Genomic DNA, 15,859 nt, shown 5'->3' with positions numbered 1-15,859 from the left:
CGGTGATGCCAAGCTTGTCCTTCCTTCGAAGGCAAGTTCGGCCCATGCTGCAACATGGCATCGGCACCAGAATCCTGACGAAAAGGCCATCATGACGACGACTATTCCCGCCCTCATGCGCAGCGCCGCCGCGCGTCACGGGGACCGCCCGGCCCTGGTTTCGCAGACTGACGGGGCGATCAGCTATCGCGAACTCGACCGCCAGGCCGATCTGGTCGCCAAGGCCCTGATCGCGGACGGCGCCCGGCCGGGCGACCGGGCCGCCATCTGGGCGCCCAATATGTGGGAATGGGTCGCCATCGCCATCGGCATCCAGCGCGCCGCGGGCGTGATGGTGCCGCTCAACACGCGCCTGAAGGGCGGCGAGGTGTCGGACATCGTGCGGCGGGGACAGATTGTCCGCCTGTTTTCCATCGGCAGTTTCCTGGGCCGCTATTATCCGGCCATGCTGAAGGACGAAGCGATGCCCGGCCTGCGCCGCCGCATCGTGTTGCGCGCCGAACCGCAGGAACTGGGCGAAGGCGAAATCGGTTTCGAGGATTTCGTCGCGCTGGCCGCAAACAGCAGCGACGCGCAGCTTGCCGAGCGCGAGGCGATGGTGAAGCCCGACACGCTGGCCGACCTCATGTTCACGTCCGGCACGACGGGAGCGCCCAAGGGCGCGCTGTTCGATCATCGCCGGTCGCTGGGCGGCGGTCAGGCATGGGTCGACATCGCCCGGCAGACGGCGGACGACCGCTATGCCGCCTTCGGTCCCTTCTCGCACAACGCATCCTACAAGGCGGGCTGGATCGCATCGCTGATCGCGGGCAGCACGCTCTATTGGCCCGAAGCCTATGATCCGGCGAGCGTGCTCGACCTGGTGGCGAAGAACCGGATCACCGTTATGCCCGCGCCGCCGACCGTGTTTCAGGAAATGCTGGCCTTTCCCAACTGGCGCGACTGGGACATTTCGAGCTGGCGCTTCATGTCGACGGGATCGACCGTCGTGCCGATCGAACTGATGAAGCGGCTCCAGGCCGAAACCCCGATCCAGGAGATCAGCACCGGCTATGGCATGACCGAATGCTGCGGCTCCGCCACGCACACCCGACCGGGCGATCCGATGGAGCGCATCGCCTATACGGTCGGCACGGCGATCCCCGGCACCGAAATCCGCGTCGCCGGGCCGGATGGCCGCTCGCTGGGGGTGGGAGAGCCGGGCGAAGTGCTGATCCGCGACGACAAGCTGCTGATCGAATATCTCGACAATCCGGAGGCGACCCGCGCTACGCTCGACGCCGATGGCTGGCTGCATTCGGGCGATGTCGGCTGTCTGGATGCGGACGGGTATCTGAAGCTCACCGACCGGCTGAAGGACATGTATATCGTCGGCGGCTTCAACGTCTATCCGGCGGAGATCGAGAAGCAGATGACGGGCCTGCCCGGCATCCACCAGTCCGCCATCATCGGCGTGCCCGACCAGCGGCTCGGCGAAGTGGGCCATGCCTTCATCGTCCGGGCCGCCGGTTCCTCCATCACGGCGGAGGAGGTGATCGGCTGGGCGAAGGCCAATCTCGCCAATTACAAGATCCCTCGCGGCGTCACCTTCCTCGACGCGCTGCCGATGAATTCGACGGGGAAAGTGATCAAGTTCGCGCTGAAGGAACTGTATAAAAGCGCGTGACCGGGAAGAAGAGGCGTCAGCGCCGCGCGCCCCGTCATTTCTGGCGAACCGTCAGCTCAGGCCTCCGCCGGTCCCGATTTTTCGAACTGGCGGAGAAAATCGAACAGCCGGGGCGGGGTTGGCTTTTTCCCCGGATCGTACCAGGGCAGCAAGTTCTTGAGCAGTTGTGGGAAAAATACCCTGAGCTGGAAATTGTTGAGCGCCTTGATGTCGCGATCAAGCGCGGCTTGTTGGGCAGGCGTCATGCTTTTCTTGTCCTGCTCGATCAGGTAGGAAAACATGCGGTCCATGAAACCCCGCAAATGAACCATGGCATAGAGGCAGCCATAGACACGGTAGAAATAGCCGTTCCAGATCCTGCCCCACAGGCCGCGGCTGTAAATCCGGTGATAGATCTGGAAGCAGACCTCCCGATGTTCGAACTCTTCGGCCATATGCCATTTCCAGAATGCCACGGCATTGGGGTCGGCGCCTTCGATCAGCGCATCCATCCGCTCGAACCAGATGCCGCCCTGCACCGCGCCCAGCGATTCGAAGCCGTCGGCATAGGCCAGCATGAATTTGAGCGAACGGTTCTTCAGGAAAGCGTCCAGATCGTCGGCCAACTTCTTCTCGAACTCGGCCAGCCGGGGATAGCCCTGCGCCGCGATCACCTTGTTGAACTTCTGATGCTGGCGGTAATGCTGCGATTCCTGGCCGATGAAGGCGGCCATGTCCTCGCGCAATTGCTCCGAACCGGCAGGCAGGCGTTCCATCGCGATGTTCAGCACCTTGATCAGCCAGGGTTCGACCGGGGCGGGAATGATCGACGTCGCGTTTTGAAACTGGGCGAAGGCGATATTGGGCGCCCAATGCGCGCGCACCTTCGAAAAATCGATACGTGGATAGCGTATGATGATGCCCACGGACATCCCCTCTTTCTTTCGTTGTCATCAAGGATACGCCATCGTACCACCGGCCCGTTCTCCCGTCATGACTGCCCGGGAGTCCGATCATGACTGTGATGCATCCGCCCATGGATATTCGGCCAGGGGATGGAAGCATTATGAATCGGCCGATCATTGAGGAGAGGCCCTTTGACTCCCACCCCCTTCCGCATCGACGTGCCGCAGTCCGTGCTCGATCATATCCGGCACCGGCTGGCGGACAGTCGCATCGGCTATATGCCCGACGATCCCGACCAGTGGAAATATGGCATGGATGCGCGCTATCTGGCCGAGCTGGTCGATTATTGGCGCACCACATATGACTGGCGCGCGGAGGAGGAGAAGCTCAACCGCTGGCCGCAGTTCATGGTCGAGATCGACGGCATCCCCCTTCATTTCTATCATGTGCGGGGCAGTGACACGCACAGGCCGCCGATCCTGCTGACGCATGGATGGCCGGGATCGGTGGTGGAGTTCCAGGAGGCGATCCCGCTGCTGGTGGAGGCGGGCTTTTCCGTCGTCGTGCCGTCCCTGCCCGGCTATGGCTGGTCGGGCCGGCCGCCGCGGCCGATCGGCCCCGCCCGCGTCGCCGCCTTGTGGCGCGTCTTGATGGTGGACGTGCTGGGCTATCCGCGCTTCTTCGCGCAGGGGGGCGACTGGGGATCGGCGGTGACGACGCAGTTGGGCATCAGCCATGCCGATGTCGTGGCGGCGATCCATCTCAATTTCTTCATGGCGCCGCCGCCGCATGCCGATGCCGATGCGGAACTGCTCGACTATTGGGCGCTGGTCCGCACGGTGATGGAGGCGGAAAGCGGCTATCATCACGAACAGGCCACCAAACCGCAGACCATCGGCCTTGCGCTGCACGACAATCCGGTCGGCTGGGCGGCCTGGGTGGTCGAGAAATTCTGGCGCTGGGGCGACACCAAGGGCGATATAGAGAGCCGGTTCAGCAAGGATCATCTGATCACCAACCTCATGTCCTATCTTGTCACCGACAATGTGATGTCGTCGATATGGATGTATTACGGCCTGAACGGCGACGCGCTGGCGGCCGGGCCGGTGACAGTGCCCACCGCGCTCGCCCATTTTCCCGGCGAATTCTATCCCATGCCCAGCCACGCCCTGGCCAAGCGGCAATATCATGTGGTCCGCATGACGAAGATGGACGCGGGCGGGCATTTCGCCGCGATGGAGGAACCCCAGGCGTTCGCCCGCGACGTCGTCGCATTTTTCGAGAGCCGGATATGACGCTGGAACCGAATGGCGTGCTGCTGGCCGAGGAAGCCGGCGAAGGCATATTGCTGCTGACGATGAACCGGCCGGCGCAACGCAATGCGATCGATCTCGCGCTGCTCGACGCCATGAACGCGGCATTCGATGCTTTCGTGCAGGACGACCGCTGGCGGGTGGGCGTGTTGACGGGCGCGCCGCCCGCCTTCTGCGCCGGGCTGGACCTCAAGACCTTCTCTGCCCCTGATGCGCCGCGCCAGGGCGTGACGGCGCTGATCCAGCGCGTACCGCGCCTAGGCAAGCCCATGATCGCCGCCGTCGGCGGTGCGGCCTATACTGGCGGGCTTGAGCTGGCGCTGGGTTGCGACTTCATTCTGGCCAGCGAGAATGCCCGGTTTGCCGATACGCATGCGAAGATCGGCGCGTTGTCCGGCAGCGGCATGGGGTCGCGCCTGCCCCGCGCCGTGGGCGCGCGCTTCGCCCGCCAGATGATATTGAGCTGCCAGCCGGTCGATGCCGCCACGGCCTTGCGCGTGGGCCTGGTCAATGAGCTTCTGCCGGCTGCGCAACTGCTGCCCAGAGCCATCGAGATTGCCGGGGAGATCGCCGGGCTCGATCCCGGCCTGATCCGCATGTCCAAGAGCGTGATCGATCGCGGAACGGAAGGCACGCTGGCCGACGCGCTGGCGATCGAGACGGAGGCGCTGCAACAGCGCAAGGCCATGGGCGCCATGGCGTGGAGCAGCGCGACGCCCGGCTGAAAGAAAGGGGGGTGAACCAAAGATCCGCTCCCCTTCCCTTACCCCTTTTCCGGTCAGATGCCCCAGAGCTGGGCCGCCGTTTCGCCCAGCACCTTGCGCGCGGCGGGCTCACCCACCGTGTCGAAGATGCGCTTCATGATGGCGTCGCTGCTGCCCATCACACCTTCCGGATGCGGATAGTCGGTCGACCACATCACCCGGCCATCCCCGATGCGCGCGATATTCTCCATCGCGACATCGTCTTCCATGAAAGTGGTGTAGCAGTGGTTATGCCAGTACCAGCTCGGCTTCTGCGCCAGCTTGGGCCGCAATTCGGTCGCATAGTCGCGTGCGACCTTGTCGGCATTTTCCAGCGTGCCGGGCACCCAGCTCGCGCCGCCTTCGGTGAAGACGACGCGCAGGCCGGGGAAACGGTCGAACAGGCCGGAGAAAACCAACTGCCCGAACAGCCCGGTGAAGGGCATCAGATTGGCGTTCAGGTTCGCGCCCAATGAGCCCCGGCCGCTATATTGCAGATAGGCGCCGATATGGAAGGAGACGGGAAAGCCGCTTTCCTGGATCGCTTCCCAGAACGGGTCCATATCCTTGCTGTTGTAGCGCACGCCCTTGGGACTGACGGGAATGTCGATCGCCTTGTAGCCGAGCTGCTTCAGCTTCTGGAGATAATCCTTCGTTCGTTCCGGCCACAGGAAGGTGGGCAGCAGCGCGACGGGGAACAGCCGGTCGGGCGCCGCTTCCTTCCATTCCGCGGCCCATTCATTGCAGACATCGACGCAGCGATACCAGAATTCCTTGTCCGGCATGCGGATCAGGCTGTTGAGGCGGCCATGATAGATGATGGCGGCGTCAATGCCCTCCGCGTCCATGTCCGCCAGGCGCTTGTCGACATCCCAAAAGCCCTCGCGCCCTTCAGGGAAGGTCGGCGGCAGGCCGGGGACGTCATAATTCTGCCCGTCGACTTCGAGATGGAAGCCCGTCTCATCCTTCCAATATTTAGGCGCGCGATCTTTGTCCGCGCCCTTCAGCCGGTTTTCCCACAGCCCCGGTTCCTCGATCAGATGATCGTCGCTGGAAATGACGCGCATGCCGGCGGGCCTCTCCCACGATCGGGCCGGCATGACGCGGTCCTTGGGCCACGGGGTCGCGGTGAAACTATTCATCCTTTTCCATTCCTTCTTGGGGATCTCGTCCGACACGGGGCTGCCGTCCGCCACCCCCGTCTTGCTCGCCCTTATAGCATGGCCGAAGGAATAGGCGCCGTTATGGGCGGGTTCCGGGCGATGTCATCAGACTTCTGATGAGTTGTCGAAAGTCCATTCAAGATCATTGTTCAATGATATTGAATAGTTTTTTCGAAAATTGCCCGATTATAGGGGCAATGGATAAGGTTTAACATGAGCGCACTGGTCCGCCGTTATGGCCCGGCCGCATGCGCGAGGAGAGAATGATGCTGAAAGAAGACGAGGTTCAGGAAAGGGCCGGGCTCAAGGTCCGCGCACTCAGCCCCGGTTTCGGTGCGGAGATCATCGGCGTCGATCTGTCGCGCCCGCTGGACGACAACATGGCAAACGCAATCCGCGACATATGGATCGAGGCCGGACTGCTGCTGTTCCGCGATCCCGATGCCGATGACGAAGCGCAGATGCGGCTGAGCCGTCTGTTCGGGGAGATGGAGCCGGCTGCGACCGCCGATATGAACGATCCCAATAACCAGTTCATGATGACGCTGAAATATGACCCGGCGGACGACAAGCCCCGCTTCCAGACCGATTATCATTTCGGCGGGCATGACCGGGCGGGCTATATCCCGTGGCATTGGGACCAGAGCTTCATGCCGACGATCGTGCGCGGCGCGGTGCTCCGCATGGAGAAGCCGGCGACGCAGCTTGGCCGAACCGGGTTCATCGATGCGATCGAAGCCTATGAGCGGCTGTCGCCCGGAATGAAGGAGAAGATCGACGGCATGGAGGTCGTCTATCATTTCGTGACGGACTTCATGCAGTGCAAATATGGCGTCCCGGCCGATCTCCGTGCCTTGGCGCGCGACACGCCTTCTGGCGGAACGAAATATGATTTCCCGCCCGTCGTCCACCCGATGGTCATCACCCAGCGGGAGACCGGGCGCAAGGCGCTGAAGATTTCGCCGCTGCAGGCGCAGTATATTCTGGGCATGGATCGGGCCGAAAGCGATTCGCTGCTCGCCGAACTGGCGGGGCATCTGACCGATGAGCGACATGCCTATTTCCACGACTGGCAGAAGAACGACATGCTGGTATGGGACAATTGGCGGATGATCCACCATGCGGAGGGCGTGCCGTTGAACGTCCCACGCAGCGCCCGACGCACCACGATCATGGGCGACTATGCGGTGGGCCGCTATCTCGATCCCACGCTCGACCGCAACCGGGCCGTCAAGCGGATCGTGGATTGACAATCAGGGGAGCGCCTTGTCACCGCCTTCGGGCCGTGATGGGGCGCCTTTGGCCTATCGTCCCGAAAAATGCGGCGGCCGCTTTTCCATGAAAGCGGCGGTCGCCTCGCTATAATCCTCCGTCATCGTGCCCAGTATCTGCGCCCGGTTCTCCGCCTGGATCGCGGCTTCATAGCTGTTGGCGTCCAGATTGGCCCACATCAATGCCTTGGTATGGGCGACCGAATAGGGGCTGTTCGCCAGAACGGAGCGCGCATAGGCGATGGCGTCATCGATCAGCGACTGCGGATCGGACAGCGATCGCACAAGGCCGATGCGCTCGGCTTCCTCCGCCTCGATCGCGCGGCCGGTCAGCAATATGTCGAAGGCTCGCGCCGCGCCGATCATGCGCGGCAGCAGATAGGAGATGCCGCTCTCGCCGCCTGTCAGCCCGATCCGCACCGCCGCCACCAGAAATTTCGCGGCGGGGGTCGCGATCCGTACATCGGCGCTGAGCGCGATCGCCATGCCCGCACCCACAGCCGGGCCGTTGACAGCCGCGATCACCAGTTTCGGCATGGACCGGATGCGTCCGCCCATGCCGGCGAACAGTTGTTGCCAGTGAAGTTTCTCGATGACGCCGCTGCTGCCCGTCTGGTTACGCTGGTTGGACGCCGCGAGATCCTGCCCTGAACAGAAGCCTCGCCCGGCGCCGGTGATGATGACGGCCCGGCAGGCGGCGTCGGCCGCCAGTTCGTCCATCAGCCCGTTGAAGCGGGCGACCGTCTCCCGAAGCAGGGCGTTCATGCGCGCGGGCCGATTGAGCGTTACGAGCGCGATTCCCTGGCCGTCCGTCAGCCGTTCGACGACAATATCCTCGGCCATCATCCTCTCCCCAACATGGCCATGACGGTGCCGCCGCCGTCGACCCGCTGGCAAGCCATGGCCATGGTCTCTACACATATGCGTAGAAATGGAATGCGGCTGTTCCCATCGCCCGCTTTCGCGCAGGAATGGGGCATGAGCCCGCACCCGCCCCCTGACGCCGCCGGTACATCCCAATTGCATCTGATCGCGCAGGAATGGAGGCGCGCCTGGCGTCCCGGCGTCGCGGCGCTGTTCGCAGGATCGCTGGGCTATTCCCTCTATTCTGCGGTTTCCAGCCTGTTCGTGGAACCCTTGCAGCAGCAGTTCGGCTGGTCGCGCGGGGATATCGCCTTCGTCCACAGCTTCGGCCTGATCATCGCTTTCATCGCGCCGGTCATCGGCCGAATGACGGATCGTCACGGCGTCAGACCGATATTGTCAGCGGGCCTGCTGCTGACCGCCATCGGTTATGGGCTGCTCGCTTCCATGGGCGGATCGCTCGGCTATTTCTACGCGGTGCATTTCGGCTTTGCGCTCGTCGGCATGGCGACGACCGGCATCACCGTCACGCGCATCCTGAGCGGCGCGTTCGAGCGGACGCGGGGGACCGCGCTCGCCATAGGCCGGTCGGGGCTGGCGGTCGCGGGCGCGTTGATGCCGATGGCGCTATACCCGATGATCCTGCGCTTCGGATCGTCGGGCGGCTATCTGCTGCTTGCCGCCTTCATCCTGTTGATCGCGCTGCCTCTCATCTGGTTCTGGGTGCCCTCACGCACTGCGGAGCTGCGGTCCGGACGCACCGCGCTGCCCCGCGCTGACAGCGCGCTGTCGCTGCTGGCCAATGGCAAGGTCCGCATCCTCATCGCGGCGTCCGTTCTCAACTATGTGCCGGTGGTGGCGTTGCTCTCCCAGATGAAGCCGCTTGGCGTGGAAAAGGGGCTCGATGCCGTCGCCGCCGTGGGCGCGGTATCGATGATGGGCGCGGCTGCCGCCATGGGCGCATTGCTCAGCGGTGTCCTGGTCGATCGCTTCTGGGCGCCCGCAATTGCCTTCATCCTGAATTTCGCGCCTGCGGTCGGTTGCCTGCTGCTGCTCCAGCACGATGTACCGCCCGCGCTTTTCTATGGCGCGGTGCTGATGATCGGCCTTGGCCAGGGGGCGGAGATCGACATCGTCGCCTTCATGATCGCGCGCTATTTCGGGCTGCGCAGCTATGCCACCATCTACAGCCTGTCGACGCTGGGCATCGCGCTTGGCGTCGCGGTAGGCGCCAGCCTGATCGGCATGGCCTATGATCGTTTCGGCAGTTACGACATTGCCCTGCTGGCTTGTTCAAGCAGCTTCTTTCTCGCCGCCTTGTTCTACCTGATGATGGGGCGCTATCCGGAGGGCGGCCAACCGGACTAGAGCCAATCGACATTCAGCCCTGACGGCCTGCAAATGACGCTTTTCCGTGCTTCCGGTGCTCACCTACTTTGAGTAGGCTGCGCTCCGGGTCACGGAAAACCACCATTTTCGGCTCGTCATCTTCTGAATGTCGATTGGCTCTAAGCTCGCCTCAAGTCCGTAGGCGGCGCATCAGGCATTCCTGGGCGGTCGACGCGATCAGACGGCCATCGCGGTCGAAAATCCGCCCCGTCGTGAGGCCCAAGCCATCACCCGCCGACGGGCTGGACGTATGATGCAGCATCCATGCCTCGCAGCGGGCAGGGCGGTGGAACCACACAGCATGATCCATGCTGGTGATCAGGAATTCGCCGCTGTTGGTGGGCAGGAAATGCGGGATCGCCGCGGCGCCGCCCAGCCAGTAATCGCTGGCGAAGGCGAGCAGACACTGCTGCAACCGGCTGTCCTCCACAGTGGCGGCGCCGGACTGGCGGAACCAGAATGATCGCGCCGCTTCGGTCGGCCGTGCGAGGAAATAGTCTTCCGGCGCGATCGGGCGCATCTCTATCGCCAGGGCGGCGGCGAAGTTGTGCGTCACCGCCTGTTCCAACTCCGCCGCCCGTTCGCGCACGAAATGCTGGATCGGCGCGACCCGCTCGGGCGGCGGCACGACAGGCATCGCTGCGTTCTGATGGACGAATCCCTCCTCTGGCGCATGGAATTCGGCCATCATCGTGAAGATCGCCCGCCCATCCTGACAGGCGGTGATCTGACGGTTCGCGAAGCGACGGCTGTCGCGCAGGCGCGCAACCTGATAGTCGAGCCGCCGATCCGTGCGCCCGGCGGCCAGGAAATAGGCGTGGAAAGAGCTTGCGGGCAGCGCTTCCACCGTCTTCATCCCTGCCAGCAAGGCCTGGGCCAGCAATCGCCCGCCGAACACCGACCCAATGTGATTGTGCGCTCCGGCCGATCCGGTGAACCGGTCCGGTCCCGTTTGCGTGACATCGAGGATGTCGGAAATGGCATCCCGCGTCGGCAGGGGTTTATCGTCATGGAACGGCCCATCCGCCGCGATCATGCATCGAGTCCCAGAGCGCGCCGCACCGACAGGACCGTATCCATCTCGTCCAGACCGCTCAACGGCAGGTCATATTCCGAGCGGTCGTCGATCTCGCTGATATGGGCGGCGATGTCGTCGCAGCTCGGCGCGTCCGGGCCGGGGCTGTACCAGCCCCGCGTCAGGCCGACGAACAGCCGCGAATATTTGCCGCCCAGCACCGAATACATATGCTGGGAGGAGGTGCAGTCCCGGCTGGCCATATAGCAGGCCAGGGCGGCGACGAATTCCGGCTTCATCCCTTCGATGAAATGACGGGTCCGCGCGCCTGCGGCCTTGAGGAAAGCGATGTCCGGGCGCTGCTCGACAGGGGTGCCGCCCAGCCGCCCGCCCTGCGCATTGGGGAAGAGCGTATTGACGACGATCCCTGCGGGAGCCTCCTGTGCGATGACGTTCATCAGGCCGATCAGCGCCGTCTTGGCGGCCCCATAATTGGCGCGATAGGGGTTGCCGAATACGCCCGATTGCGAACTGACCAGCACGATCCGGCCATAGCCCTGCTCCGTCATGGCGCGATAGGCGGGCTGGCATATGTTGAACGCGCCCTTCACATGAACGGCCAGCACGGATTCGATGTCCTCCCCGGTCAGTGCGCCGAAAGCTCCATTCCGCTGATTGCCGGCATTGGAGATGACGATGTCGACCCGGCCGAAGGCGGACATCGCGGCATCGACGACGGCCTGTCCTCCCGTCTCGGTCGCCACCGTGTCGTAATTGGCGATGGCGCGGGCGCCCAGATTCCTGAGTTCTTCCACGACGGCATCGGCAGAGCCGGTCGATCCGCCCTGCCCCGTCGGATCTCCACCCAGGTCATTGGCGACCACAGCTGCCCCTCTGCGCGCCAGTTCCCGGCAGAAGGCCGAACCAAGCGCGCCGCCCGCACCCGTCACCACAGCCACTTGCCCGTTGAAATCGATCGCCATCCGCGCCTCCATCAGGCGCTGACCATGGCGGCAGCCCGGCCGGCCGCCAAGCCGGGCGATGGAATTTCGGCCATGTGATGAATGGCGGCGCCGTAACTCAAAGCTGTTTGGGTTCGCTCGCCTTGAAAAGCATGCGCGCCAGAACGCTTTCCTCGACGTCCGGGTCCGGTCCGCCCTCGGGAAAGAACCAGTCGCCCAGCAGGACCGATCCGGCCAGCATGCCGAATCCATAGCGGACCATCAGTTCCGGCGGCACGTCGAATTCCAGCCCCGCCTGCTCATATTGCGATCGCATGCGGGCGACGGCACGCGTGAAATAGTCGTCCAGACCATGAATGGCCGCCGCATCCACGTCCCCCCTGGACTTGACCATCGCCAGCAACAGATCGGCATGGTCGCGCAGAAAGGGATACAGCGCCTGGACGAAGCGCATGCTGCGTTCCTCACGGTCGGGTGGCAGCGTGTCGCTATAGTCCAGGAATTCGCGGAAACGGGCATTGAACGGCTCGGTCACCGCTTCGATGAACAAAGCCTCCTTGCTGCCGAAATTGTTGAAGATCAAAGGCTCCGCCACCTCCGCGCGGGCAGCGATATGGCGCGTCGTCGCGCCGGCAAAGCCCCGCTCCGCGAAGACCGCGCGGGCAGCGTCGAGAATGAGCGCCCGAATTTCCGCCGTCGACCGCCGGGCGCGGCGACGAGGAACGGCAACGTCCTGGGGACGATCGGAAATATCATGCATGCGTCACTAGGCCATTGTCCTGTCTTCATCGATGCTATAAATAGCACATACTATTTATCTACGCGACTCCATTGCGTGGCGATTCTGAAAGGAGAGGCATGAGCAGTCAATTCGACGTGGTGATCCGCGGTGGCACGATCGTGGACGGCACCGGCGCCCAGCCCTATGTCGCGGATGTCGGCGTGAAGGATGGCGTGATCGCTGAAATCGGCAGGATCGAGGCTTCGGCTCCGGAGGAAATCGACGCGCGTGGCCTAACGGTGACGCCCGGCTTCGTCGATGTCCACACCCATTATGACGGCCAGATCACCTGGGAAAACCGCATGGCTCCTTCGTCCAATCACGGCGTCACCACCGTCGTCATGGGCAATTGCGGCGTCGGCTTCGCGCCGGTGCGGGACGGCGATCATCAATTGATGATCAAGCTGATGGAGGGGGTCGAGGATATTCCCGAAGTCGTCATGGCCGAAGGCGTGCCGTTCAACTGGAACAGCTTCCCCGACTATCTCGACGCGCTGGAACAGCGCGTGTCCGACGTCGATTTCGCCGCGCAAATCCCCCACAGCCCCTTGCGCGTCTTCGTCATGGGCGAGCGTGGCGCCAATCTGGAGCCTCCAACGCTGGAGGATCTGGTCGAAATGCGCCGCTGCGTCAGCGAGGCGGTGAAGGCCGGTGCGCTGGGCGTCGCCAGTTCGCGCAATCTGTTCCACCGTTTCCGTTCCGGCGAACTCGCGCCTTCGGTCACGACGGAGCTGGACGAGGTATTGGCCCTGGCCGAGGGCCTGAAGGATGCGGGCGCTGGCACGTTCCAGTGCAACCCCAATCTCGACAATGATGCCGAGGTGGAACTGAAGATTTTCCGCACCATCGCCCAGCAGGCGGGCGTTCCCGTGACCTTCAGCCTGATCGCCATGCCGACGCGGCCGGACAATTGGGGCCGCTATGTCGAAGGCGTGCGCCAGGCGGCGGCTGATGGCCTGACCATCCGTTGCCAGTTCATGCCGCGTCCGATGGGCGTCATGTACGGGCTGGAGCTCAGCTACCACCCCTTCTCGCTCAACCCCAGCTTCCGCCCGCTGGCCAAGCTGCCGCTGGAGGAAAAGGTGGCGCGGATGCGCGATCCGGAACTGCGCGCGCGCCTGATCGCGGAGGAGCCGGACGATCCGAACCCCGCCTTCGTCGGGCTGATCAAGTCGATCAAAGCGCTGTTCCGCATCAGCGATCCGGCCGATTACAATTTCGCGGCCGAGGACAGCATTCAGGCGGAAGCGGCGCGGCGCGGCGTCGATCCGCGCGAAATGATCTACGACGCGCTGCTGGAGGATGAAGGCCGGGCGATCCTCTGTTCCTATTCGTCCGACGTGCCCGAATATCTCGCCCAGAGCCGCGACCTGATCGGGCAGGACAATATGATCGTCGCGCTGGGCGATGGCGGGGCGCATTACGGCATGATCTGCGACGCGGCCTATACCACCTATCTGCTGACCGGGCGGCTGGGCCGGGACGGTCTGGACCTGCCGACCGCGATCAAGGCGTTGACCAGCCAGCCCGCAAACTCCGTGGGCCTGTGCGATCGCGGCGTGCTGGGCGTGGGTTATAAGGCGGACATCAATGTCCTCGACATCCCCAACATGATCCTGCACCGGCCGCAGGTGATCGCGGACCTGCCGGCGGGCGGCAAGCGCCTGTCGCAAAAGTCGAAGGGCTATGTCGCGACCCTCGTCAGCGGCGCCGTGACCTACCGCAATGGTGAAGCGACCGACGCGCTGCCGGGCCGTCTGGTGCGCGGCGTTCGTGGCGCTCCGGCAACCGCGCAGGCCAGGCAGCATGAGGTCGCCTGAATAGGGCGTGTCCGCGTGGATAAGGGGCGCGCGGGCCTCCTGAAGACCGGCACGGTCCTATCCGTGCCGGTCTTTTTCATGGCGGAACAGCGGCCGCAGCAATGCGACCGCTGAGGCGATCCGTTTTCCCGTCTCCTGTTCAGAGCATTGCAGCAGGCCATCATGACCGCCCGTCACGAGCGCGCCGAATTGCCGCGCCAGCAAAGCCGGATCATGGCTGGCAAGCCGTCCCTCCCGCGCCAGCCCCTCCAGCCAGACGACGAGCGGCGCGGCCACGTCGCGGCTCTCGAGCAATATCTGCTCCGCCAGTTCGGGAAATCGAGGCGCTTCGAAAATGACCAGGCGAAGGAAGCGGTCAGCGGCAGGGTCGGCGGTCGCTTCGGCAATCGCGACGGCAAAATCGGCCAGCACATCGTCCGGCTCACGCCCCTCTGTCGCGACTGCCGCGAAACGATAGGCCGGGACGCGGCAGGCATAGCTGCATATCGCGCGGAACAGTGCCGGCTTGTCGGGGTAGCGGGCGTAGAGCGTCGTCTTGCTGATGCGGGCGCGACGCGCCACCTCCGCCATCGTCACGCCGGCAAAGCCATGCTGTTCGAACAGTGCCGCAGCGACCTCCATGACGGCCTGCTCGCGCGCCTGGGTCTCTTCCGCCGTGGGACGCCCCCGCCGCCGTCGGGCCTGGTGCCCAATCATCATATTCCTGATCCCCTTCCCGCTTGCGCGGGCTTCTTTTTAATTGGACACATAGGTTCAATTAAATCAAGGCGAAGGTGCAAGGCAATGGCGGATACACTCAGAGTCGGGATCATCAGCGCCAACTGGAGCCTCAAGGTCCATGGCGCGGCCTGGCGGCGGATCGACGGCGTGGAAGTCGCGGCCATCTGCACCTCCCGCCAGGAAACGGCGGAACGGGCGGCCCGGGAATATGACATTCCCAAAGCCTATTGGAATCATGAGGAGATGTCGGCCGATCCGGACCTGCACATCATCGATGTCGGCACGCGCCCGTCCTTCCGCTTTCCCATGGTCATGGCGGCGCTGAAGAACGGCAAGCATGTCTATGACGCCCTGCCCTTCGCGGTCAGCCTGTCCGATGCCGAAGCGATGCGCGACGCGCAACGGGCCGCCGGCGTCGTCGGCGTCGTGGACGCGCAGTTCCGCTGGTCGCCGCATGCGCAGAAGATGAAGCGCATGATCGATGAAGGCTTCATCGGCCGCCCGCTGGGCTTCAATGTTCAGTTGATGCTGCCGCTGATCGTCGCCAACGACAAGCCCTATGCCTATTGCGCCTATTCGGAACATACCGACCCCTATTATTGGCTGGCGGAAAAGAGCAGCGGTGGCAGCGCCTGGCGCAATTTCGCCACCCATTCGCTGCTGTTCCTGACGCACCTGATCGGCCCGGTAGCGGAGGCGACCGGCATGTTGACGACCGGCGTGCCCGAATGGTTCCTGCCCAATGGCGAAGTGCTGCGGCCGGATACGCACGATCTGGGCAGCGCGGTGCTGCGCATGGAGAATGGCGCCATCGGCAGCCTGCAGGCGGGCTGGTGCGTGCCCGACACCGAAGGCTGGCGGGTGGAGGTCTGGGGCGACAGGGGCCGGCTGCTGCTGGTCGACGACAGCTTCGGCAATTTCCCCTCGGCAAAGCTCTATGCCGGCGATGCGCGGTTGTTGACCTATGGCCAGCGCACCTGCGAAGAGGTGACGGTGGACGACTATTATGCCGTTCCCGGCGTCGCGGGCGCCACGGCGGAGCCGCGTCCCTTCGCCGCGATGGACTGGATGTTCCGGCATATGGTCGATGCCATTCGCAACGGGACGGAAGGATCGCCCAGCTTCACCGAGGCGGCAGCCGTACATCGGGTGGTCGAGGCGGTCGAGCGCGCCAATGCCGAGAGGCGCTGGATCGCCATGAAGGACATGGGCTGAACCGGCGCGATCCAATAAACGAAACGATCCGCCTGCCCGGCCAGGGGATATT

The 15,859-nt window shown here is 63.9% G+C and carries 14 protein-coding genes; 7 read left to right on the top strand and 7 right to left on the bottom strand.

The features are described from left to right. The first annotated feature begins 91 nt into the window (after positions 1-91). A complete protein-coding gene (locus tag EGM87_RS20095; RefSeq protein WP_137708970.1) occupies positions 92-1,666 on the top strand; it encodes an AMP-binding protein in 1,575 nt (524 codons plus the stop codon). 56 nt (positions 1,667-1,722) lie between these two features. On the opposite strand, the gene EGM87_RS20090 is transcribed toward EGM87_RS20095, so the two are convergent. Next, positions 1,723-2,571 carry a metal-dependent hydrolase gene (locus EGM87_RS20090; protein WP_171009954.1) on the bottom strand — a complete coding sequence of 283 codons (849 nt, stop codon included), beginning with the start codon at positions 2,569-2,571 and terminating at the stop codon, positions 1,723-1,725. Positions 2,572-2,742: 171 nt separating this feature from the next. Between EGM87_RS20090 and EGM87_RS20085 the strand changes: the two genes are divergently transcribed. Further along, positions 2,743-3,846, top strand: a complete 1,104-nt coding sequence (locus tag EGM87_RS20085; RefSeq protein WP_137708972.1) for an epoxide hydrolase family protein — start codon at positions 2,743-2,745, stop codon at positions 3,844-3,846. Next, positions 3,843-4,589, top strand: coding sequence for an enoyl-CoA hydratase-related protein (locus tag EGM87_RS20080; protein ID WP_137708973.1), 747 nt, complete (start codon positions 3,843-3,845; stop codon positions 4,587-4,589). The genes EGM87_RS20085 and EGM87_RS20080 overlap by 4 nt, the downstream gene beginning before the upstream one ends. A gap of 53 nt (positions 4,590-4,642) precedes the next feature. On the opposite strand, the gene EGM87_RS20075 is transcribed toward EGM87_RS20080, so the two are convergent. Beyond that, positions 4,643-5,749: an amidohydrolase family protein gene (locus EGM87_RS20075; RefSeq protein WP_061936754.1), complete on the bottom strand. Its 1,107-nt coding sequence runs from the start codon at positions 5,747-5,749 to the stop codon at positions 4,643-4,645. A gap of 287 nt (positions 5,750-6,036) precedes the next feature. Between EGM87_RS20075 and EGM87_RS20070 the strand changes: the two genes are divergently transcribed. Continuing rightward, positions 6,037-7,020 (top strand): TauD/TfdA dioxygenase family protein, encoded by a 984-nt coding sequence (locus tag EGM87_RS20070; RefSeq protein WP_061936757.1) that lies wholly within the window; start codon positions 6,037-6,039, stop codon positions 7,018-7,020. 54 nt (positions 7,021-7,074) lie between these two features. Here the strand turns inward: EGM87_RS20070 and EGM87_RS20065 are convergent, their stop codons facing one another. Next, positions 7,075-7,884 carry an enoyl-CoA hydratase/isomerase family protein gene (locus tag EGM87_RS20065; protein ID WP_253719213.1) on the bottom strand — a complete coding sequence of 270 codons (810 nt, stop codon included), beginning with the start codon at positions 7,882-7,884 and terminating at the stop codon, positions 7,075-7,077. A gap of 135 nt (positions 7,885-8,019) precedes the next feature. Here EGM87_RS20065 and EGM87_RS20060 point away from each other — a divergent pair, with 135 nt between their 5' ends. Then, positions 8,020-9,273, top strand: a complete 1,254-nt coding sequence (locus EGM87_RS20060) for an MFS transporter (RefSeq protein ID WP_137708975.1) — start codon at positions 8,020-8,022, stop codon at positions 9,271-9,273. Between the two features lie 151 nt (positions 9,274-9,424). Here EGM87_RS20060 and EGM87_RS20055 read toward each other — a convergent pair whose 3' ends face one another. The 3 genes from EGM87_RS20055 to EGM87_RS20045 form a co-directional block, all read right to left on the bottom strand. After that, the gene (locus EGM87_RS20055; protein WP_137708976.1) at positions 9,425-10,330 is read right to left on the bottom strand and encodes an acyl-CoA thioesterase; all 906 of its coding nucleotides are present in this window, start codon (positions 10,328-10,330) and stop codon (positions 9,425-9,427) included. Beyond that, positions 10,327-11,292: an SDR family NAD(P)-dependent oxidoreductase gene (locus tag EGM87_RS20050; RefSeq protein ID WP_137708977.1), complete on the bottom strand. Its 966-nt coding sequence runs from the start codon at positions 11,290-11,292 to the stop codon at positions 10,327-10,329. Before EGM87_RS20050 ends, EGM87_RS20055 begins: the two co-directional genes overlap by 4 nt. A 97-nt stretch (positions 11,293-11,389) precedes the next feature. Further along, positions 11,390-12,031 carry a TetR/AcrR family transcriptional regulator gene (locus EGM87_RS20045; RefSeq protein WP_137708978.1) on the bottom strand — a complete coding sequence of 214 codons (642 nt, stop codon included), beginning with the start codon at positions 12,029-12,031 and terminating at the stop codon, positions 11,390-11,392. A 98-nt stretch (positions 12,032-12,129) separates the two neighbouring features. On the opposite strand from EGM87_RS20045, the gene EGM87_RS20040 reads away from it, so the two are divergent. Next, entirely contained in the window at positions 12,130-13,872 is a 1,743-nt protein-coding gene (locus EGM87_RS20040; protein ID WP_137708979.1) for an N-acyl-D-amino-acid deacylase family protein, read from the top strand. A 57-nt stretch (positions 13,873-13,929) separates the two neighbouring features. Here EGM87_RS20040 and EGM87_RS20035 read toward each other — a convergent pair whose 3' ends face one another. Continuing rightward, entirely contained in the window at positions 13,930-14,571 is a 642-nt protein-coding gene (locus EGM87_RS20035; protein ID WP_137708980.1) for a TetR/AcrR family transcriptional regulator, read from the bottom strand. An 84-nt stretch (positions 14,572-14,655) separates the two neighbouring features. Between EGM87_RS20035 and EGM87_RS20030 the strand changes: the two genes are divergently transcribed. Beyond that, entirely contained in the window at positions 14,656-15,807 is a 1,152-nt protein-coding gene (locus EGM87_RS20030; RefSeq protein ID WP_137708981.1) for a Gfo/Idh/MocA family protein, read from the top strand. Positions 15,808-15,859: the final 52 nt, after the last annotated feature.

The organism is Sphingobium sp. RSMS, assembly GCF_005406185.4.
Taxonomy (GTDB): Bacteria; Pseudomonadota; Alphaproteobacteria; order Sphingomonadales; family Sphingomonadaceae; genus Sphingobium; species Sphingobium fuliginis.
This window is presented reverse-complemented; position numbering and strand designations above follow the sequence as displayed.